This is a genomic window from Phormidium sp. CCY1219 (assembly GCF_035615515.1).
Classification (GTDB): Bacteria; Cyanobacteriota; Cyanobacteriia; order Cyanobacteriales; family Laspinemataceae; genus CCY1219.
In genome coordinates, this window is the sequence record NZ_JAJENT010000394.1 from 20,986 (window position 1) to 42,672 (window position 21,687).

Consider the following 21,687-nt stretch of genomic DNA (forward strand, 5'->3'; position numbering starts at 1 on the left):
CAACGTCGAAAAAGTCTGCGCACTTTCAATTCAATGAATCCCGGCAACGGGATTGAAACTGCTTTTGGATTGTCTCCAAATCCAAAATACCCGTCCGTGCTTTCAATTCAATGAATCCCGGCAACGGGATTGAAACGCCTAGAGCAACTTAGTTTTTCTCAAAGCACAGAAGACTTTCAATTCAATGAATCCCGGCAACGGGATTGAAACACTCATATAGATTTCCGACTTGCCAAAGGACGCGATATCTTTCAATTCAATGAATCCCGGCAACGGGATTGAAACTTATCTAATATTTCAAGACCATCTATCATGTCAACCATTTTTTCAATTCAATGAATCCCGGCAACGGGATTGAAACACATCTCTCGGCGTTCTTGCGACCCTAATCTTGCCGCTTTCAATTCAATGAATCCCGGCAACGGGATTGAAACAAGATGCGATCGCGGCATGAGAGAAGACCAATCATGCTTTCAATTCAATGAATCCCGGCAACGGGATTGAAACGCAATTGCGATCGATTTTACGAGTTTTGGCGGGGGCACTTTCAATTCAATGAATCCCGGCAACGGGATTGAAACAATATTTCATTGTTTATCGGTCGATAGTTCACCGGCCTTTCAATTCAATGAATCCCGGCAACGGGATTGAAACCAGAATTTGAGAGGCGCCAAAATCCTCTGGAACCCAACTTTCAATTCAATGAATCCCGGCAACGGGATTGAAACCATCCAATTAAACCGTTAACTCAGTTTTAACACAACTTTCAATTCAATGAATCCCGGCAACGGGATTGAAACACATTTCCAACCAAACCCTTCGGTGAAATGCTCTTTCTTTCAATTCAATGAATCCCGGCAACGGGATTGAAACAATGAATTTTTTACCTTGCTGGAGGAGAGACCGCTTTCAATTCAATGAATCCCGGCAACGGGATTGAAACACTCACCTCCTAAAGCAGTTACTGACGCGGCGATCGCCTTTCAATTCAATGAATCCCGGCAACGGGATTGAAACTTCTATGGCTCCACGAGAGTTTATTTCTGTTACCTTCTTTCAATTCAATGAATCCCGGCAACGGGATTGAAACTCTCGAAAGTTTATCTCGGTCGCCTTTACCCCTTTGTCTTTCAATTCAATGAATCCCGGCAACGGGATTGAAACTAGTAACACCACGTGTTGGCTATTCCTTGGGAAACCTTTCAATTCAATGAATCCCGGCAACGGGATTGAAACCCGCACATAAGAGCTACTCTTTTTTTGATTCTCTCCTTTCAATTCAATGAATCCCGGCAACGGGATTGAAACAAACGGACGACGGTTTTGTAAGTTTTCTTCCCTGTCCCTTTCAATTCAATGAATCCCGGCAACGGGATTGAAACTTTTTCCTTTTATCCGCATAAATCGTTACCTTTGTTCTTTCAATTCAATGAATCCCGGCAACGGGATTGAAACAGGCAAGTTGTTCATACTCCTCTGGGGGGCGTTCCCTTTCAATTCAATGAATCCCGGCAACGGGATTGAAACTCGAGAATTGGGGAAAGGATTTTGAGAAAGCGCCGGACCTTTCAATTCAATGAATCCCGGCAACGGGATTGAAACCCTACAAAAATAGGCAATTCTCGCCGCCCTACAGCTTTCAATTCAATGAATCCCGGCAACGGGATTGAAACACCCTTCCGCCGCTGTAGGCGTAGGAACGTCATAGGAACTTTCAATTCAATGAATCCCGGCAACGGGATTGAAACCATTTCGTCAAGATTTTCTCCCACAGTTTCATGCCACTTTCAATTCAATGAATCCCGGCAACGGGATTGAAACGAGTTCTTTTACTCCGAACGCTTTCATCCAGCCTTGGACTTTCAATTCAATGAATCCCGGCAACGGGATTGAAACAGCAAGCCTTTAAATGATAAAAAAACGGGAATGAAACTTTCAATTCAATGAATCCCGGCAACGGGATTGAAACCCTATGGTGGATACAGTTGCAGTACGGCTACCCATGTACTTTCAATTCAATGAATCCCGGCAACGGGATTGAAACCACAATTTTCCAACTTTTGCCAAGGGGGGTTGGAAAACTTTCAATTCAATGAATCCCGGCAACGGGATTGAAACCGGCGACAGGATAAAGGTATCATCCCCCTCCCCTCCCTTTCAATTCAATGAATCCCGGCAACGGGATTGAAACTGGCGTTAACGACGTTGATGCTATTGATGTTGTTGACTTTCAATTCAATGAATCCCGGCAACGGGATTGAAACTTTCCAAATAGTTAAGGCTTTTTTCCAAGCCGAAGAAACTTTCAATTCAATGAATCCCGACAACGGGATTGAAACCTTCGGGGTTCCCACCCTACCCGCACGTTCCGATCGCTTTTAATTCAATGAATCCCGGCAACGGGATTGAAACCACTACTTTATAACGATTGTCAAGGGGGTTTGGAAAAACTTTCAATTCAATGAATCCCGGCAACGGGATTGAAACTCTTCATTTTTTTGTCCCCTATTAATCTTCCTGAATTCTTTGAATTCAATGAATCCGGGCAACGGGATTGCAACTCTAATTAACTAGACAATTTAACTCCTCAGTCCGTGGCTTCAGTTTAACCCGATTGACCGATCGCATTTCTCCGCGATCGCCCCACCGATGCAGTGGCGGGGGTCACGCACCTGACAGGTGTGAGAAAGCTACATCAGGGAAACAATGCCATAATGCAGCAACAACGCCGCCAACCCGGTTCCCACGCCCAGACCGATCGCAGTAGTTAAGCCAAACTTCCGCAGGGCGAGACCGATACCGTAATTGTGCCGTTGAATCGCACTTTTGGCGGTTCTGCTGCATATCCAGGCGGTAACGCCCACTTCGGCTATTTGTCCCGGAATCCCGGTAGTGATACCAACTAACACAAAAGACGTGCCAAAAATCAGCAGAGGAAGCAGAACCACCGCCCGTTTGAGAGTGGCCTTAAAGATATCTAACAGCCCAATCCCGATTCCGCCCATACCGGTGCCGAATAGGGCGATCGCCAATACCTTTCTCACCGGATGGTCCAACCAATCAATCGGCAATTGGCTCACCAATCCTATGCCCAACACCGCCAGAGAAGGAGCTGCCAACCACCTGCGAGAGAACTCCGCAAATCTCTCGATATCTGCATCTTTCACCTTTTCGGAAAACCCTTGGGCCGCAAGTGCGACCAAGGGAACCGCCACCGCGATCGCCATTTCCGGATAAACCGCCAGCAACGGCAAACTTCCCCCCACCCATACTAACACAATCTGCACCGGAAAAACCGCATTTGAACGCACAATTTTACCCGAATCTGCCTGCTGGATTTCTGCCGCTTCCACCCGCACGGATATGGGAATAATCTGGGTGGGAGTGGCGCAATTAGAGTGCAGTAAAATATGGCCTTCGTAGCTGCTATTTTGCCCTAAATCGCTCGACTCGATAGTCACGGTGCAATCCACCTGATTTTTTTTCAACTTAATCGGTTTTATAGCAATCCAATCCGAAGATGCCGGGGAATTTTCCGACGGGGGAGCGATTTCCCAATAGGCATCGAGCTTCGTATGGGGAACCACATTTTTCACAGTAATCGTATCCGAGAGTACCTCCCCAGATTTACCGCTCAATTCGATGCGCGTTTTGCTAAACTCCACTTGGGGTAAAGTACGAGTGACATTCAAAGGAGCGATCGCTTCTAAAGCACTCGCCGCATCGGGAAAGCGCTCTTTTGCATTCGGTTCCACCATTGTTTGCAACCACTGAATAAACTCATCGCTCGCCTGGGGCACCAAATGGGCAAAATTAATCCGATAGTTGCTATCGATCGCAGTGGTTAAATCCCGGGAGGGAGTTTGGGTCAGCAAGCAAATCAGGGTTGCCCCCAACCCGTACAAATCCGAAGCTTCAGTGAGGGGAAGATTGAGTAACTGTTCTGGCGGCATAAATCCGGGAGTGCCAGAAACCACGCTGCTTTGCACCACTTCACCGCCGCCGATGCGGGCAAAGCCAAAATCGATTAAATACACATTGCCGCGATCGTCGAGTAAAATATTTTCAGGTTTAATATCCCGATGAATCACAGCGGGAATGCGGTTTTGCAGATAAACCAAAATTTCCAAAACCGCGATCGCAATTTGCTTGACCTTCCCCGGATCGAAGCGGCTCCGAATCGCTAAAGAGCGAGCATTTTTGTACTCGTGAACCAAGCAAAACCCTTCAGCAGTCTCGAAAGAATCGAGATAGCGGGGGATACCGGGGTGACTGAGATTCTGCAACACTTGGATTTCCCGTTCGTGGGCTTTGTACGCCGACCAATCCGCACCGGGTTTGGCAAACTGAAATTGTTTGATTACCGTAGGTTGCTGAGATGCGGTGTGGGTCGCCAAATAAGTAGAACGACCCCCGGCATAATTATGGCCCAACACCTGAAGCACTTGATACCCGTGGGGCATAAAGTCAGGGAAATGCTGGCGATTTGGAACTTTGGCAGAAGTTTTTTCCTCTACACCTGTAGCAACTTGGCGGTGGAGATGGGGTTCGGCGTCCGGGTTAGAGGCGGTTGCGGGGTTGGATGGCGATTTGCCCGGGGCAAACCGCTGGGAAATATTGGTCAACCAATTTCTCACGACTTTTCCAGCCATAACTTTACCTATAGTGGCGATCCCTCTCTATTTTAGGCGATGGGCAATTGTCAAGCCCTTCCAGGGCTGAGGTAAAATTTCGAGCATTGAAAGGGGCGAGTTTTTGCCCGGATGGCACAGAGGAGAAGGGGAGTTGCGAAGGAGAACTCCTTCGCGCCACTTTTCCCGAACCGGCGGCATACAGATTAAACCACATCCTGACCAACAGGGGCACCGATGAAGGGACAGCATCTATGGAGCCAGAACAGTTAAGAAAATTAGCGGCACAGTTAGACAGTGATGTGCCGATGATGGGAAGATGGTTGCGGCGTCAGGCGGCGATCGCCCTTGCTCGGGAGAAAACGCCGGAGACGGTGAAGATATTGGCCAAGGCGTTAATCGAGTCCGAGGATGAAACCGTGCAGGCGATCGCCACCGAAACCCTGCGACAGCTTGAAGACCCCGAGCAAATCGATACCGTCTGTGGAGTATGGGCGATCGCCCGGGATCCGAAATTAACCCATTTGCTCCTAGAGCGAGGTTGGGTCGCCTGCAACCCCCTACCCGTGCGGTTGCTCGCTGCATTAAAAACCGCACAATTCGAGACCATTATCCGCAGTGGGGCAGAAATCGTCAAACCCCTACTCGCCATCTGTCGCGATCGCGACCCGCAAATCGCCCATCGCGCCCGCCAATGTTTGTTTCGCCTGCACAATCAAGAGGCGATCGATGCTCTGTGCAAGCAATGGGCCATGACCCGCACCCCATTTCTGGAACAGGCGATTTTGAGCGGCGGTTATGTAGCGCGACAACCCGCCCTGGTTCGGGTGTTGAGTGCCTTGAAAGTGGGGCGGATGGACGTGGTGACGGCGGCGGGGGCGGAAGTGGTAGAACCCTTGTTAATTGCCTGTCGCGATATCGACCGCTGGCTGGGAATCCAAGCCCTGATGGCGCTTCGCAAGTTAGACCTAGCCGAAGCCCAGGAAGAAGTCTGTCGCTGGACGATTGACAAGGACCATCCCTTAGCCGGGGAGGCGGCGATCGCGGCGCGATATGCCCCTGCAGACCCGAAACAGCGCGCTATTTTTTACGTGTTAACGGAACAGTGGCGCGAGTACCAAGAGTTAGAATTTCATCACAGCTTGCTCGGGGCGGGCTATCAAGAAGCCTCCCAAACCCTGCGATCGCGCATCGCCCAAAAAGCCCGCAAAGCCGGACGCAGCGAGATTGTCGGCGCGATCGTCGGCGGCGTGCGGCGGCATCGACTCGGGGACATGACCCCTCGGGAATGGGAAACCGCGATCGAGATTCTCAAAGAACAGCAGCAATGGCACGATATGTGGCAACTGGCGCAGGTTGCTCCCGCGGTGTGGAGCGTCAAGTTACTGCGGGAAATCAATCCCGATTCCTTGCTGGAATGGGCACCGAGTCGCGAGGCGAAAGCCTGTGAGGCATTAAAGCAATTGGCGCATCAGTGCGTGGGGGAAGTGTCGGCCCTCGCCGGACAGATGCACTGCTCTCATATTATCGGCGATCGCAAACGACAAGTTACCAGCTTTGCCCTCGGGCCTGCGCCAATCAACTTTACCAGCGATCCGCCAATGGTGGCGATCGGTACCGCCGAAGGGTCGGTGCAGTTGTGGAGTACCATCACCGGAAAACTGCTCAAAGTCCTCGGCGTCCCCTCGTTGCGCTCTGCAGCTTTAGCCCAAGGAATGGTCAAACACGACGGGCCGGTGAATTGTCTCGCCTTCAGTCACCCTGGCGTGGGTTCCTACGGCAAAACCCTGCTCCTCGCCAGTGGTAGCGATGACGGCACCGTGCGCCTCTGGCGCACCTCCACCGGCCAAGCCCTCAAGCAGCTTACGGGTCACACCGCCCCGATCCATTGTTTGGCCATCAGCCCCACCGGGGAACAACTCGCTACCGGTAGCGCCGATGGCACCGTGCGCCTCTGGCGACTGCCCACCGGCACCCTGCAGGCTACCCTCACGGGCCATCAAGGCTGGATTAATTGTCTCGGAATCAGTCCCGACGGTCAATTGCTGGTTTCTGGCAGTTCTGATGGTACCGTGCGCTTGTGGTTGCTGCCTTCTGGAGACTTGCTGCAAACCCTCACGGGCCATGAAGGGCCGGTGGAATGCTTGAGTATCAGTCCCGATGGGCAGTTACTCGCTACCGCCAGTTGGGATAAAACTGTGCGCCTCTGGTGGCTTCCCGTGGGTGCGCCGTTCAAAACTCTCACCGGTCACACCGGTTCGGTGGGCTGCATGAGCTTTAGCCCCATCGGCAGCCAACTGGCGACCGGCAGCAATGATTATACCGTGCGGTTGTGGAAAATCCCCGACGGCGAACCGCTTTCGGTCCTGGAAGCCCATCAGGGGGCGGTGTCTTGTTTGGGGTTCAATCCTACCGGGGATATCCTCGCCAGTGGGAGTTGGGATAAAACCGTGCGCCTGTGGAATGCGAATACGGGGATGGCGTTACACCAGCAGGGGGACCATTCGGATTGGATTATGGGGGTGAATTTTAGCCCCAACGGTCAAGTGCTGGTGACGAGTAGTGGCGATCGCACGGTGCGTCTGTGGACCTCGGAAATTAGTCGTCTCGGACGCTTGCCGATGTCTGAGTTGTCTTTGCGGGATTTACAATTGGTACATGGCTTGCTTCGTTGCGATCGAACTTGCACGGCGGAACGCTCTTGGCTGGAATTTCTCCACGCCCTCATGCGCTGGCACCGTCGTTGCCTCGATCGGGGCATCCGTTCTTCCCTCAACACTCGGCAACAAGAACAGATGGATTTAAAATTCAAACCGAAATCCGATTGAGGTTCAATAAAGGAGGAGGACAATCGTGGTCAGAAAAAGGCACTGGAGTTTGCCGGAAGTTCGCAACTATTCTACCGATCGCATTTTTGCCAAATTACACGAGTTCGGCGTGGAAATTACTCCGGATGAATTTCGCCAGAGCGTTCCCGCGTATTACAGCCATGACGATTTGGTAGATGATTGGGAAAAACACTATGACTTAACTGCTGAAGGATACGATAAGGATTTTATCTTGATGGCGGCAATAGTGTTGTGGCAACGGTTAACGCCAGAGGTGTTTAGCGGCGATCTCATGCACGACGCGATCGAACAAGGGTATGATTACCTGAAAATCCATCGCGATGAAAAAACCTGCGACATTTGGCTGGATTGCTGGGATAAATTTAAAGCGCAATTTGTGCCGAGGTTAAACGCTTTTTCGGAGATTGACGAGAAACTAACCGGGGGTTTATATTTAACGTCTGCGTGGTTGCTGGATATCGAAACAGAATTGGCCAACGCTGGTCTCACTAACCCCGAATACCAGCGCAAGCATCTCCAATACTGCGAAGAGTTCCTCCAGTTGTTCCCCGATGCCGATGAAGAGAGTCTGGGATATATCAAAAGCGGTCGCGCGCAAGCTCACTTAGAGCGGGGAAATACCGCCCGGGGAGAAGAACTGTTTCGGCAGTTAGTTGAAGAACATCCGGGGTTTACTTGGGGGTATATCCATTGGGGGGATATCTACTGGCTGAAAAATTATCCGCATCTAGAGGTGGATTATCAAAAGGCAGAAGATATCTATCGGATGGGGTTAAAATATGGCGAGGGCGATCGCCAAGATGTGTTAGAGCGACTGAAAGAGTTAGAACAAGCAAGGCCACAGGGTAAAGGATTTGGAACTACGGTGCAGAAAAAAAAGGGGGAAAAATCCCAGAAGAAAAAGTAAAGAAGTGAGGGGGATGGTAATTTTTTCGTGCCCTGGGTTAACTTCATCTACAGCCATCGACCCTTACTCGGGTGGAGGAAAGGGACGAGTTCCTCTCACCCGGGATTGTTGCTAGCGTCGCAGGCGATTTCTCAAGCCATTGCGAAGTTCGCGCGCTTCCTCGGAATCGTCACTGCTAACGGCGATCGCGGCAATGATGTCTCGCCCGCTTTCAATGCACATAATTTTTGCCTGGGATTCGCTGGTTTCTCCTTGGACGAATTCATTGTCCTTGACTTCTACATTGTCGAGTCTTTCCGCTTTCATGGCTTCCACTGCTTTTCTCAAGCAACCATCAAAGTTAGAACTACTCATGCGGATCCAAGTTAGGCGCAAATCCGGCGCTGCTAAGGCGGGGAGTGCCCACAGCAACAGCGTGGCACTCAATGCAGCAGAAATGGATTTTTTCGGTAAGTTCATCGTTCTCATATCTCTTATTCTAGAGTCAGCATTTATTAAAATACAACGTTTTTGCAAGGCTACAGGTTCCCTGGGAAACGTAAAAAACAGATGAGGGTTTACTGGGGGATGGAAAGGGTGGAGGTTTATATTGTATAGCGATTCTGGGGGCAGGGGGATTGAAATCGCGCCTGGGTAGGCTAAACCCGCCTTCGCGGGTTGGGTTGTACGATTTATCTGGGAGATTAAAAGGCGATCGAACAGCAGGGGGATTGAAATCGCGCTGCTGCTTCTCTTTGCTGCGCGGGTTATGGTAAGATATACTGTGAAAAAAACACCAACCAATTTTAATTGATGAGGGGTGAGAACAAGATGAGGGCAAATTGTACGCGATTGTATCTTCATTATGTCTCGGGCACTTGGGACAGATTGCCTCTGATTACACCAGATATTCAGCAAAGAGTTTATGCTTCTATAGTTGGGGAATGTAACTACTTAGAATGTAAAGTCATAGCAGTGGGGGGCATTGAAGACCCCGTGCATTTATTAGTGAGATATTCGCCTACATTAAGCGTCTCTAAGCTCATCAAACAGATAAAAGGCAGTTCCTCTCATTTCATCGCTAACGAACTCAAGCGCCATGAATTCTTCAAATGGCAAGGCAGCTATGGCGCTTTTACCGTAAGCCACAATCACCTAGACAGGGTGGCTAACTATATCAGAAATCAACGCCTTCACCATCAACAAAAATCAATCATTTCCCATTGGGAAATGCTATCCTCTCCACCATCAAACCCAAACCACTCAACAAGCGATCGCCCTTCCCCCTTCTCGCCCCACTCTGAAGAGAAGACATAAGTAAACTCTGCCCAATTTTAATCCCCCAGTGGCATGCTATCCCAGTCCGCGTAAGCGTTACCATACCCGTTAGGGAGGGCGATAGGCGGACTTAGCCTGCCCAGGCGCGATCGCAATCCCCCTGCCCAGGCGCTCAATCCCCCTGCCCAGGCAATATTCTTAGTCCGCGAAGGCGGACTTAGCCTGGTTCGGCGCGATTTCAATCGCCCTGGTTCGGCGCGATCGCAATCCCCCTGCCAAGGCGCAATCCCCCTGGTTCGGCGCGATCGCGATCGCCCTGGTTCGGCGCGATCGCGATCGCCCATTCAACCCATACACCTACCCATTTACCCATGCAAATTCACATCAAAACATTCACGGTTCACAAGCGATTCGCCCTCACCATCAGTCGCGGTACCACAGCTCAAACCAGCAATGTTTGGCTGAAGGTAGAACACGAAGGCATAGGGGGATGGGGAGAGGCGTCCCCATTTTCCGTGGGGGGGACGCCGCAAACCACCGAGGCCCTGGTGGCGGCGTTGCAGCAAGTCGCCCCAGAATTGCAGAAATTCAGTCCCCTCGATCGCGGCAAAATTGAAGAAGTCTTGACAAAATCCACAAACTCTGATACATTTCCTTCGGCGGCGCGAGCGGCGATTGATGTAGCGCTGCACGATTGGATGGGGAAAAAAGCCGGACTGCCATTGTGGCAAATTTGGGGACTCGATCGCGGCAAAATTGTCCCCACATCTGTTACCATCGGCATCAGTTCTCCAGAAGCGGCCAGAGCGCGGGTGCGACATTGGTTTAACCAGGAAAATGGGGCAGGGGCAGACCATTCGACCACTGGGTGCGCCGTGAAGGTGAAGCTGGGCAGTCCCCAAGGCATCGAGGCGGACAAAGCCATGTTTTTAGCCGTCCAGCAGGAGGCACCGTCGGCGGCGTTTAGCGTGGATGCCAATGGCGGGTGGTCGTTGTCAGATGCGATCGCCATGTGCCACTGGTTGGCGGATCGGGGTGTAAAATATGTGGAACAACCCCTGCCGGTGGCCGCACATGAGGCGCTTTCTCCACTAACGGCGGAGTCGCCTCTACCGATTTTCGTGGATGAAAGTTGCTTTACCAGCGCTGACATTCGCCAATTGGCGGACCGGGTGCAGGGGATTAATATCAAACTGATGAAGTGTGGGGGGTTAACGGAAGCAATGCGAATGATTCACGCCGCCAAAGCGTGGGGTTTGCAGGTGATGTTTGGCTGTTATTCGGACAGTGCTCTGGCGAATACGGCTATGTCTCACCTCTCACCCCTGGCGGATTATTTGGATTTAGACAGTCATCTTAATTTGAGGGACGATCCCTTTACGGGGGCTACCTTACACCAGGGTCGTTTGCTTCCCAACGAATTACCGGGTTTAGGAGTAAAATATCATGCGTCTGACAACAGCTAATCATCGAGTGGCCATTCTCCTGCATGAAGGCATTCTCGGCCCTGGGGGAAAAACGGGTTTGACCCTGTTGCGCTACAGTGAGGCAACCATCGTGGCGGCGATCGATCGCGAATGTGCGGGGCGATCGCTTCCGGAACTCACCGGCATCCCCCGCGATGTACCCATTGTGGATTCCGTGGCAGCAGCTTTCCCTTACCAGCCCAATGTGCTAGCGATCGGCATTGCCCCTCCGGGAGGCGCGCTGCCGGCAGCCTGGTTTCGGGAAATCCAAATGGCGATCGCCGAGGGATTATCGATTGTGAACGGCTTGCATACCTCCTTGGGCGATCGAACCGAATTCCGCGAACGCTTGCGTGAGGACCAGTGGATTTGGGATATCCGCCAAGAACCGGTGGGCTTGAAAATCGCCAGTGCGGAAGCGCGCCAGCTTTCTTGTCTGCGGGTGTTGGCGGTGGGAACCGATATGGCGGTAGGCAAAATGTCTACCTGTCTGGAACTGAATCGCGCCGCCCAAGCGCGCGGGTTGCGATCGAAGTTTTTGGCTACCGGTCAAGCGGGTTTGGCGATCGCCGGGGATGGAGTGGCATTGGATGCGGTGCGGGTGGATTTTGCCGCCGGTGCAGTGGAACATATCGTCACCCGCTTCGGCAGCGATCGCGATATCGTATTTGTGGAGGGGCAAGGGTCCTTACTTCACCCCGGATCTACGGCTACTCTGCCCTTGCTGCGCGGCGCGCAACCCACTCACTTGGTTTTGGTGCATCGCGCCGGACAAACTCATATTCGCAAACACTCTCACGTCCCGATTCCCCCGTTACCGGCCGTCATCGATTTATACGAACGGGTGGCCGATGCGGCAGGGGCTTTGCATCCGGCTAAGGTGGCCGCGATCGCCCTCAATACTCGGCACTTGAACGACTCGGATGCCCGGGATGCGATCGCCCAAGTGGAAGCGGAAACCCATTTGCCCTGCACCGATCCGGTGCGCTTCGGCCCTGACTCGCTCTTGGATGCGATCGTGTCAACCTAGCTATTGTTATCGCACTTTCGGCAGATTCACCCCTGCCGAAATTTTCCTCTTTTTTCGCTTATTCTAGCACAATATCTTGCAGTGCGATCGCATTTCGAGCCGCATATCCCGCCTCATCATTATCGAAATAACAGTACACCTCTTTTCCCTGTTTCGTCCAGTTCGCAAACTCTTCCGCCCACTGACACAAGCTGTTGGTATCGTACTCGCCTCGATACGCCCCATCTGGCCCATGCAAGCGCAAATAGACAAAATCTGCCGTCACTGTTTTCGGCGATCGCTCTCCTGCGAGTTCGTAAATGCAAAATGCCATCCCGCACTCGGATAACAGGGTATAAACTTCTTCATTAAACCAACTGCGATCGCGAAACTCAAACCCATAGCGGTACTGCTGCGGCAACCTCTCGATAAAATTTCTCAGCCGTTCTCCATTATAATGCCAGTGGGGCGGCAATTGGAACAAAATCACCCCCAATTTTTCCTCGATAACCTGCACCCGATCCATAAATTTTTCCAGGGTTTGTTCCGGATCCTTCAGGTTTTTTTGGTGCGTAATATATCGACTGCCTTTGACAGCAAACACAAATTCCTTCGGCACCGTATCCCGCCATTCCCGTAACGTTTCCGGCGACGGAAGCTTGTAAAACGAGTTATTAATTTCCACCGTGGGCAATCGGTCGGCATAAAAATTCAGCCAATCTCTCTTCGCAATATCTTCCGGATAAAAAGCCGATCGCCAATGGGCGTAATGCCAACCCGAGGTGCCGATATGGATGCGGTTTGATTTGCTCGTCATGGTATTGCCAGAAGTAGATAATCCCGTTTGAACTCGTTCCCCACATGTGAGCTGGAAACCAGCCTCATTGTTAAACTCCTTTCAACTCGTTCCCAGGCGACCGCCTGGGAACCAGAGTATATCAAGCACACTCGTTCCCCGCATGTGAGCTGGAAGGGTCATTACGCCCCATATTTTCGCAGTCTTTTCGCATTCGCCAAGCTTAACCCCATCAAATGGGTGGCGGGTCGCAATCCGATGGAACCGCGCAAGCAGGCATATTCATCAAAGCGCTCTACCTCATCGATGCGCGCGTATTTCCCCGCAATCAACACCGGAACCGGATGCCAGCTATGGGCCGACATTAACGAGGGAGTAGAATGATCCGCACTCACCACTAGCACATCGGGATTTAATGCCGTCACCCGAGGGAGCAAACTATCCACTTCTTCGATAACCTTCACTTTCCCCTCAAAGTTGCCATCTTCTCCCTCGCTGTCGGAATGCTTCACATGCAGGAAATAGAAATTATAATCCTCGCCATAGTTAGCTTCTAGGGCTTGAAATCGTTCTTTCATGCCCCCGGGTTTCGGCACCACATCCATGCCAATCAACCGACTGACACCGCGATACATGGGATAATCCGCCACGCACAAGCCGGTCAGGTTAAACCGCTCTTTCAGGGAAGGCAGGGGTTTGTACTGCTCGAATCCGCGCATTAAAATGCCGTTGGCGGGATGTTCGTCGGCGAGGATTTGCTTCACCTGTTCCACCAGCGATCGCACCAACTCCGCCGTTTTTTGAGCATCTTCCGACTTGGGTTCCGGATCGCGCGGCGCTTTGCCGGTGGTTTGCGGGTCGGTATCGTTCAAATTGCCGCTAATGCCGGCACCGCGCAGGACGAAAACCGCCCGATGTTCGCTCACAGTCTGGAAAAAGAATTCTCCCTCAAAATCGAGCTTCACCTTGTCTTGGATTTTATCGCACAAACGGCGATTTAGGTCGGTTTCGATTCTTCCCGCCCTGCGATCGCTCACCTTGCCACTGTCATCCAGGGTAGCAAAGTTAACCCGCGCCGCCACGTCGTTTTCTTGCAGCTCGAAATCAATGCCCAGGGCCGAAAGTACCCCTCTGCCTACATTATATTTCAACGGGTCGTAGCCGAACAGAGCTAAGTGCCCCGGACCGCTACCAGGAGTAATCCCCGGACCGACCAATTCTAACAACCCGCAGCTCGATCGCGTCGCCAATTCGTCCAGGTTGGGCGTGCGAGCAATTTGCAGTTCCGTTCCCCCTTTCTCGGGGTCTGGCAATCCCGCACCGCCATCTACAATTAAATAGATAATTTTGCCCCCGCTTTCCCAAGCAAGTTTTTCCCAAACTGTGGTAATATCCATTGTTATCTCCGCTATTTATTGGCTGTCTATTTCGCGTCGTTACCTCGGAAATCGCAGTGGCGCTTCTCCAGCAAAAGCGCCACACCACACCGAATATTTATTGCTGGTTTTCCATTTTTGCCACCCGCTTTTTGATTTGCACCACGCTATCGGGATTGAGAGAAATCGAGTCAATTCCCGTTTCGACTAAAAAGGCGGCGAAGTCGGGATAGTCGCTGGGCGCTTGTCCGCAAATGCCCACTTTGCGATCGCCTTCGTGGGCGCTGTGAATCAATCGGCGAATTGCCCGCTTCACCGCTTCATTTCGTTCGTCAAACAATTCCGCCAGTTCTTCCGAATCGCGATCGACCCCCAACACTAATTGGGTCAAATCGTTACTACCAATCGAAAATCCGTCAAAGCGTTCGCAGAATTCCGGGGCGAGTTCGATATTGGCAGGAATTTCCGCCATCACGTACACCTGCAAGCCATTTTCTCCACGCTTCAGGTCGTTTTCTGCCATCACGTCTAGCACGCGATCGGCTTCTTTTAAGGTACGACAAAACGGAATCATAATAATCACATTGCTCAACCCGATCGCCTCGCGCACTCGTTTCAAAGCGCGACATTCCAAACTAAAGCCTTCCCGGTAGCGATCGCTGTAATAGCGCGACGCCCCGCGAAATCCCAGCATCGGGTTCGATTCCGTCGGTTCAAAATTCCGCCCGCCAATTAAATCCGCATATTCATTGCTTTTAAAATCGCTCATCCGCACGATAACCGGATTCGGATATTGTGCCGCCGCAATTTTCCCGATTCCTCGGGCTAAATTATCTACAAAATACTCGGTTTTGTCTGAATAAGCGCGGGTTAAGCGCTCGATTTCCTTCCGATCCGATTCATCCTCCACTTTATCGAAATGAAGCAGCGCCATCGGATGAATTTTAATGATATTATTGACGATAAATTCCATCCGCGCCAAGCCGATGCCTTCGCAGGGCAATCGCCACCTGCGAAAAGCAGCTCCAGGAGAGGCGATATTCATCATAATTTGAGTTTGGGTCTTGGGAATATCTTCCAGGTTGACTTCGTTAGCTTCGTATTCTAAAATTCCCTGGTAAATATATCCCCGATCGCCTTCAGCGCAGGAGAGGGTAATTTCCTGTCCGTCTTCTAATTCGTCCGTGGCATTTCCAGTGCCAACAATGGCGGGAATTCCTAACTCGCGACTGACGATCGCCGCGTGGCAAGTTCGTCCCCCGCGATCGGTGATAATTCCCTCGGCTTGTTTCATAATCGGCACCCAATCCGGGTCGGTCATTCCCGTAACTAAAATGCTGCCGGCTTCAAATTTATTGATGTCTTCGGCACTTTTCACCCGCGACACTTTCGCCGCCGCGATCGCATCACCAATGCTGACGCCTTCGAGAATTTTTTCCCCTTTTTCTTTCAGACTGTAGGTTTTTAAAGTAGCGGCTTCTTTTTGCGATTGTACGGTTTCAGGTCGGGCTTGCACGATAAACAGTTCCCCGGTTTCTCCGTCTTTCGCCCACTCCATATCCATCGGGCGCTGGTAATGGGCTTCAATGGCACTGCCCCAACGTCCTAATTGCAAAATCTCTTCATCTTCTAACACGAAAGATTGCCGTTCGGCTGCCGAAGTTTCTATATTTTCCGTGGTCTGGCTTTTGCCTTTGGCATACACCATTTTTTTCTGTTTTTCGCCCAAAGTTTTATCGACAATCGGCTTTAGTTTTTGGTCTTCCAGCAAGGGTTTAAATACGCGATATTCATCTGGCGTTACTGACCCTTGCACCACGTTTTCACCCAATCCCCACGCACCATTAATCAGCACTACATCGGGAAAACCACTTTCCGTATCGATGGAAAACATCACGCCGGCACTGCTTTTGTCCGATCGCACCATTTTTTGCACCCCCACGGAGAGGGCAACTTTCATGTGGTCGAAGTCTTGTTCTTCCCGATAGCTAATTGCGCGATCGGTGAACAAAGAGGCGTAGCATTTGCGGCATGCTTCTAACACTTCTTCCGCACCGGTGACATTGAGAAAGGTTTCTTGCTGTCCCGCAAAACTGGCTTCGGGCAAGTCTTCTGCAGTGGCGCTACTTCGCGCGGCGATATCCACCTCTTCTTTTTGATAGCGATCGCTCATTTGCCCATAGGATTCGCGAATGGCGCTGGCTATCTTGTCGGGAAAGCGCGCGTCGAGAAACAGTCTGCGAATCGATTTTCCGGCTTTCTCTAGCGGAATTTTTCCCTGTTTTAGCTCCTCGAGATGAGACTTAATTTTATCGTCGAGTTCATTGGCTTTTAAAAATTCCCGATACGCTTGGGCGGTAGTCGCGAAGCCATCGGGCACCCGAATCCCTTCTTCTTTCAAGGCGCTAATCATTTCCCCGAGAGAGGCATTTTTTCCGCCCACGATTGCCGTATCATCGGAACCCAAGCTGTCAAACCAGCGAATGTAATTATTCTCTGCCATACCGATTTTCTCCTAAAATTTACTGTTTGCCGTTCTGAATTAAAAAGATGCTTACTGACCGATTTCTGGATAATTGACCCCAAGCTTTCAATAAAAAAGCAGGAACGGTTCGGAAAGTTTTTCCGGTTGAAACCGTCGATAGTTTCCCCAAATCCGCCCCTACTCATTGCTGTTCCTAACCCCATTGCGAAGAATTTATCCGGTAGCAATAGGATGTTTTTACACCGCTTGCAGCTCCTTGGTTTCTTTCACCATGCGAACCGCTTCTTTCACCATTTGGCTGGAATATCCCCATTCGTTATCGTACCAGCTCATAACTTTTACTAAGTCGCCGTCGATGACTTGGGTCATGGTCAGATCTACAATGGATCCGTAGGGTTGTTGGATGATATCCGAGGACACCAGTTCTTCTTCCGAAGCAGCTAAAATTCCTTGATATTTATCGGTTTGTGCTTCTTCCTTGAAAATGTTGTTAATTTCTTCCACGCTGGTGGCTTTTTCGGTGACGAAGGTAATATCGGTAATCGAACCCACCGCAACGGGAGTCCGCACCGCAACCCCGTCAAATTTGTCTTGATACTGGGTCAGCACTTTGGCGGTGGCTTTTGCCGCACCGGTACTGGTGGGCACTAAGTTCGCCGCCCCCGCCCGTCCGCGCCGCATTTTCTTGCTCGGCCCATCCACGATCGCCTGGGTGGAAGTATAAGCGTGAATCGTGGTCATAATCGCTTTTTTGACGCCAATTCGCCGATCCATCACTTCCGCTACCGGGGTGACGCAGTTGGTGGTGCAACTGGCACAGGAGATAATTTTCTCATCTTCGCCCGGTTTGTTGACCCCGTGGACGATGGTGGGAACCCCGTTTTTCTTGATGGGTGCAGAGAGGATAACGCGCTTGGCTCCCGCTTGTAGGTGTTTTTCCAGCCCCTCGCGATTGGTGAAAATCCCGGTACATTCAAACACGATATCCACTCCCATATCCCCCCACGGCAGTTGTGCCGGATCTTTTTCGCTCGAGACGGGATATTCTTTGCCGTTAACGATTAATGACTTGCTGGTACTTTCTACTTCTTTGTCATATCGCCCGTAAACCGTATCGTATTTGAGTAAGTAAGCCAGATTATCTGGGGGCACTAAATCATTTATGGCAACCACTTCTAAATCTGGATTGTCAATGGCAATCTTCAACGTGGCGCGGCCAATTCTTCCCAATCCATTAATTGCCACCTTTGCCATGATTTTTCTCCTTTATGTAGATATTTTTTTCAAGTTTTCCCGGGAAAGAGTGATGCTCTATCGAGGGCGATCGCTTTATTCCTGCATCACAGGAGTGTCTTTCAAATACTTTCAGTTTAAAACTCCTCTAGATGGGTTTCATCTACCTAAAGAGGTATCCGGCGAGGGAGATCTCTTTTTCCGAGAATTCCATGCACAATTCCCCGGGGAAAATCCTGTCGATGGCGCGGAAACTCCCGAATTGCCTCGTTTTGGCGGCTTTTTGCCAGCGCCTAACTCTCCTGTTGCCTAGATTACACTGGCACCTAGAAAATTGGTTCGGCGTTTTTTAGCAGACTCTCGTGATTGCTGCCGGCGATCGATTGGCTGTAACGTTTTACCGTTTAGCTTGCTACGGTTGACCTCGGTAAATATCTCTATCTACAGAGAGATCCACAATCGGGCTGATGAGGAATAAACTATCTGAGTAAGCTCGGATAAAAACAATTAGCTTTTGGCAAGACTTAAGCGGTGGGGAACGTTCACCGAGCGCGTCTGGAATACCGCTGCATTCTATTGGGTCGAATTTTATCGCCTCAATCGATGGTTTATCTTGCTAAAAGAAGCGATTAATTTTAAGGAGGAAAATATGACTGACGTCAAACAAGGCGGAAGAATTACCGGCGTAGAAGATAAGGATTACGATTTGGTTAGCGCACTGTATCACACCCTCGAAGGTGCCGCGACCTATGAAATGTATGCCAATGACGCCGAACAAGCTGGCGATCGCGAATTGGTCGATTTCTTTCACGAAATCAAAGACCAGAATTGCAAGTATGCCGCCCGGGCGAAAAAATTGCTCGCGGCTCGCATGGGATAATTGTTGCCGAGCTGAGTGGGGGCGATCGCACCCTCCGTGCCGATCCCACGCCAGCTCTCCACCGTAAAACCAGATTTGATTTCCCGATTGCAAAATCATTTCAATTTTCTGGTTGAGTTGCCGTCAAAAAACGGCAACTTATTGGCATCTTATCGGCAATTTTCTCCGCGCTACTCGGGAGTGGCTGTAATTCCATATACCAAAACCCGGAGGCGCAACGTCAAACTACCGACGGATGAAAACTTGTTAAATATTACCCTACAGAAAGATATTGTTTGTCTCGTTTTTAAGATATCTTTTAAAATAGATACTGTCAGCTAAATATTTTTTACCACCGAATCGGTTTAACGGCTCGGTAATTTATTCCTGAATGGGGAATAAGACTGCTTTATCCCAGCAGTTCATTATCGCCTGCAATTGAAACCATGCTGTTCTAACCACTCATTATCAAGAGGTCAATACCATGCAAAAATCAGACAATTATCCACAGTTTAACCGAGCCACCGTGACGCAACGTTGGGAGAGCAATAACCAGATTGAGATCTCCCCCTCTGCTTCTCCGATGCCGGAAACTTCCTTTCCCAGTGGCGAAATTTTATTAGTGCCGATTTCGTTTGCTACCGTGGTTTGGATGTTGCTGTTTGCCATGCACTTTAATCTGTGGAAATCAGTTAGAAATCGCATGGGTTCGCTACAGAAAACTCGCCATCAATTGCCCTGTACGAACTGTCAGTATTTTAAAAATAATCCTTATCTTAAATGTGCCGTGCATCCCGATCGCGTGTTAAAATCAGAGGCAACGAATTGTCCCGATTACTGGGCTTACGAAAGTTCCGATACCAAATAAGCGGTTTTTCCCAAGTCATCCGGTGACGCGGCACAATTTGCCCACATCAACCTATAGCGTTTCTCATACCATTTTTCTTTAACAACGAAACAGTTAACTCGTTCCCAGGCTTTAACTCGTTCCCAGGCTCCCGCCTGGGAACGCATATCCCGAGGCTCCGCCTCCCCCACCAAATGTGCCTCATAGAAACCCTATCCCACCGCGCTTTACCGCCCCAGATATTCGGGCGTTCTGTTCCCATTTAGGGAAGGAGTGAAGGAGAAAATGTCTCTCGGGAAAGAGGTTTTTTGCCCGCTTTTTTGCTTTCATAGAGATGAATGACAATCTACGATGAGGAATATTTTATGAGAGTCTTTGTTTGGGTCAGTTTGGCATTTGCAATTGTCGGCGCGATCGCCCTGCTGCTGCAGCCGGCAATCGACATTCATTAATCTCCCTACAACCCGATCGCGATCGTCGCTTTTGCCCCCAAATCCCCTCGGTTTGGGGGGTCGCAGTTTTGCGTTGGTGGGGAATTCCCCACTCTATCCCTGCCAGTCTGTCCCGGAAATCTGCGATACCATGCAACCAACTACCCCACTGAGGACGCACCCCTATGCTGGAATGGATTACCAATATTATTACCGAATTAGGCTATATCGGAATTGCCTTTCTGATGTTTGTAGAAAACATTTTTCCGCCAATTCCTTCTGAACTGATTATGCCCCTCGCCGGCTTTACCGTCACCCAGGGAAAACTGGATTTTGGCGCGGTATTTGTGGCGGGAATTATCGGCTCGGTGGCGGGAGCATTTCCCTGGTATTATGCCGGAAAGCACTTTAGCGAAAGGCGCTTGAAACGATTGGCAAACAAGTACGGGAAATGGCTGGCTCTCTCGGCGGAAGATATCGATCGCGCTAAAGTTTGGTTCCGCAAACGCGGGAGTTTTGCCGTGTTTTTCGGTCGTCTCGTTCCCGGGGTTCGCACCTTGATTTCGGTTCCCGCCGGTCTGCATCGCATGAACTTGGTCAGCTTCATCATCTACTCGACTTTAGGCACCGCAATTTGGGTGGGTTTGTTGACCACCGCCGGCTATTTGCTCGGGGAAAATTATGGCCTGGTAGAACAGTTTATCAAACCGATTTCTCTCCTGGTAGCCATTGGTTTGCTAATTGCCGTCGTTTGGTGGATTTTTAAACGCAAAAAACAGGCCGACTAAGGGGGCGATCGCGTTTTCATCCCTCGCCATTTTATCCGCTCGTTGTCAGCAGTAGGGTGGGCAACTCGTTGCCCACCCTAGCCGTGAAATCCCTGGGAAGCCTCTCCCTCGGTTTTCTTTTCTGTGCGGACAATTGCCCATAAAAATAGCCCGCGTAGGCGGGGTTTGGAAGTGTAGCCCCACCCTTCAGAGTGCGGGGCTTTTTTATGGCAAAATTGCCGTGATTGTCAGTTTACCACCACTTGCGATCGCCATTTTCATCCATTCTGGCTTGGCGGATGACGTCGGAAATTTCTTCCGCATCTCGCACGTGGTGCAGGGCTTCTTTTTCCCCGCTTTCATCTTCCACGATGAAGTAGGTGGGAACGTGAATTTTATCGCCAGTAATGTCAGGGCTATTTACTGCCACCTGTTTCGCTTTTTCTTCGATGGTTTGGGCTTCATCGGAGATGCGATCGCCAGGATTGGAAGTGGAGAAGCGATTCATGGTTTGATTGTCAGCCATTATAAAACCTCTTTAATTTCTACGTTACATCCAGTTATATTTTCCCTGGACAGGGACTCTCGCCCGTTTTCTCTACCCACTGCCGATCGCACCGAATTGGGAATCGGCTGCATCGCGGGAGTTTGCCGGTGAGAGTTGTCCCCAGTGGCAATACTGTGTTGCCCTAGGATTTTATTATCGATTTGCCCAAAGAGTTGGGCGCGGCAGAAGCAACCTTCTCAGCCGCTTGTAATTTAATTATAGCACAT

Annotated in this window: 16 protein-coding genes and 1 CRISPR repeat array (1 of these 17 only partly in view); of the genes, 8 read left to right on the forward strand and 8 right to left on the reverse strand. The window is 50.5% G+C overall.

Going from position 1 to position 21,687, the window contains the following annotated elements; all coding sequences use genetic code 11:
• Positions 1-2,561: a CRISPR direct-repeat array (repeat unit 37 nt; unit sequence CTTTCAATTCAATGAATCCCGGCAACGGGATTGAAAC); it begins 5,859 nt to the left of the window's first position.
• A gap of 129 nt (positions 2,562-2,690) precedes the next feature.
• The gene (locus LKK83_RS07840) at positions 2,691-4,652 is read right to left on the reverse strand and encodes a serine/threonine protein kinase (protein WP_324630478.1); all 1,962 of its coding nucleotides are present in this window, start codon (positions 4,650-4,652) and stop codon (positions 2,691-2,693) included.
• A 233-nt stretch (positions 4,653-4,885) separates the two neighbouring features.
• On the opposite strand from LKK83_RS07840, the gene LKK83_RS07845 reads away from it, so the two are divergent.
• Positions 4,886-7,459: a HEAT repeat domain-containing protein gene (locus LKK83_RS07845; RefSeq protein WP_324630479.1), complete on the forward strand. Its 2,574-nt coding sequence runs from the start codon at positions 4,886-4,888 to the stop codon at positions 7,457-7,459.
• 25 nt (positions 7,460-7,484) lie between these two features.
• On the forward strand, positions 7,485-8,387 hold the full coding sequence (locus tag LKK83_RS07850) for a tetratricopeptide repeat protein (RefSeq protein ID WP_324630481.1): 903 nt from the start codon (positions 7,485-7,487) through the stop codon (positions 8,385-8,387).
• A gap of 111 nt (positions 8,388-8,498) precedes the next feature.
• On the opposite strand, the gene LKK83_RS07855 is transcribed toward LKK83_RS07850, so the two are convergent.
• Positions 8,499-8,846 (reverse strand): hypothetical protein, encoded by a 348-nt coding sequence (locus tag LKK83_RS07855; RefSeq protein ID WP_324630482.1) that lies wholly within the window; start codon positions 8,844-8,846, stop codon positions 8,499-8,501.
• Positions 8,847-9,197: 351 nt separating this feature from the next.
• Between LKK83_RS07855 and tnpA the strand changes: the two genes are divergently transcribed.
• Positions 9,198-9,683 (forward strand): IS200/IS605 family transposase, encoded by a 486-nt coding sequence (tnpA, locus tag LKK83_RS07860; protein ID WP_324630484.1) that lies wholly within the window; start codon positions 9,198-9,200, stop codon positions 9,681-9,683.
• Positions 9,684-9,882: 199 nt separating this feature from the next.
• On the opposite strand, the gene LKK83_RS07865 is transcribed toward tnpA, so the two are convergent.
• Positions 9,883-10,017, reverse strand: coding sequence for a hypothetical protein (locus LKK83_RS07865; RefSeq protein WP_324630485.1), 135 nt, complete (start codon positions 10,015-10,017; stop codon positions 9,883-9,885).
• Between LKK83_RS07865 and LKK83_RS07870 the strand changes: the two genes are divergently transcribed.
• Positions 10,016-11,110: a dipeptide epimerase gene (locus tag LKK83_RS07870; protein WP_324630486.1), complete on the forward strand. Its 1,095-nt coding sequence runs from the start codon at positions 10,016-10,018 to the stop codon at positions 11,108-11,110. The genes LKK83_RS07865 and LKK83_RS07870 overlap by 2 nt on opposite strands.
• Positions 11,091-12,140 (forward strand): DUF1611 domain-containing protein, encoded by a 1,050-nt coding sequence (locus LKK83_RS07875; RefSeq protein ID WP_324630487.1) that lies wholly within the window; start codon positions 11,091-11,093, stop codon positions 12,138-12,140. Before LKK83_RS07870 ends, LKK83_RS07875 begins: the two co-directional genes overlap by 20 nt.
• A gap of 58 nt (positions 12,141-12,198) precedes the next feature.
• Here LKK83_RS07875 and LKK83_RS07880 read toward each other — a convergent pair whose 3' ends face one another.
• The 4 genes from LKK83_RS07880 to gap form a co-directional block, all read right to left on the reverse strand.
• A complete protein-coding gene (locus LKK83_RS07880) occupies positions 12,199-12,936 on the reverse strand; it encodes a DUF72 domain-containing protein (RefSeq protein ID WP_324630488.1) in 738 nt (245 codons plus the stop codon).
• Between the two features lie 161 nt (positions 12,937-13,097).
• The gene (locus LKK83_RS07885; protein ID WP_324630489.1) at positions 13,098-14,312 is read right to left on the reverse strand and encodes a 2,3-bisphosphoglycerate-independent phosphoglycerate mutase; all 1,215 of its coding nucleotides are present in this window, start codon (positions 14,310-14,312) and stop codon (positions 13,098-13,100) included.
• Between the two features lie 97 nt (positions 14,313-14,409).
• Positions 14,410-16,794, reverse strand: a complete 2,385-nt coding sequence (gene ppsA / locus LKK83_RS07890; protein WP_324630490.1) for a phosphoenolpyruvate synthase — start codon at positions 16,792-16,794, stop codon at positions 14,410-14,412.
• 219 nt (positions 16,795-17,013) lie between these two features.
• Entirely contained in the window at positions 17,014-18,030 is a 1,017-nt protein-coding gene (gap, locus tag LKK83_RS07895; RefSeq protein ID WP_324630492.1) for a type I glyceraldehyde-3-phosphate dehydrogenase, read from the reverse strand.
• 493 nt (positions 18,031-18,523) lie between these two features.
• Between gap and LKK83_RS07900 the strand changes: the two genes are divergently transcribed.
• The 3 genes from LKK83_RS07900 to LKK83_RS07910 all read left to right on the forward strand — a co-directional run bounded on the left by LKK83_RS07900 (position 18,524) and on the right by LKK83_RS07910 (position 20,934).
• Positions 18,524-18,889, forward strand: a complete 366-nt coding sequence (locus LKK83_RS07900) for a hypothetical protein (protein ID WP_324630493.1) — start codon at positions 18,524-18,526, stop codon at positions 18,887-18,889.
• Positions 18,890-19,352: 463 nt separating this feature from the next.
• Entirely contained in the window at positions 19,353-19,736 is a 384-nt protein-coding gene (locus LKK83_RS07905) for a hypothetical protein (RefSeq protein ID WP_324630494.1), read from the forward strand.
• Positions 19,737-20,331: 595 nt separating this feature from the next.
• A complete protein-coding gene (locus tag LKK83_RS07910) occupies positions 20,332-20,934 on the forward strand; it encodes a DedA family protein (protein ID WP_324630495.1) in 603 nt (200 codons plus the stop codon).
• 232 nt (positions 20,935-21,166) lie between these two features.
• Here the strand turns inward: LKK83_RS07910 and LKK83_RS07915 are convergent, their stop codons facing one another.
• The gene (locus LKK83_RS07915; protein WP_324630496.1) at positions 21,167-21,439 is read right to left on the reverse strand and encodes a hypothetical protein; all 273 of its coding nucleotides are present in this window, start codon (positions 21,437-21,439) and stop codon (positions 21,167-21,169) included.
• Positions 21,440-21,687 lie beyond the last annotated feature (248 nt).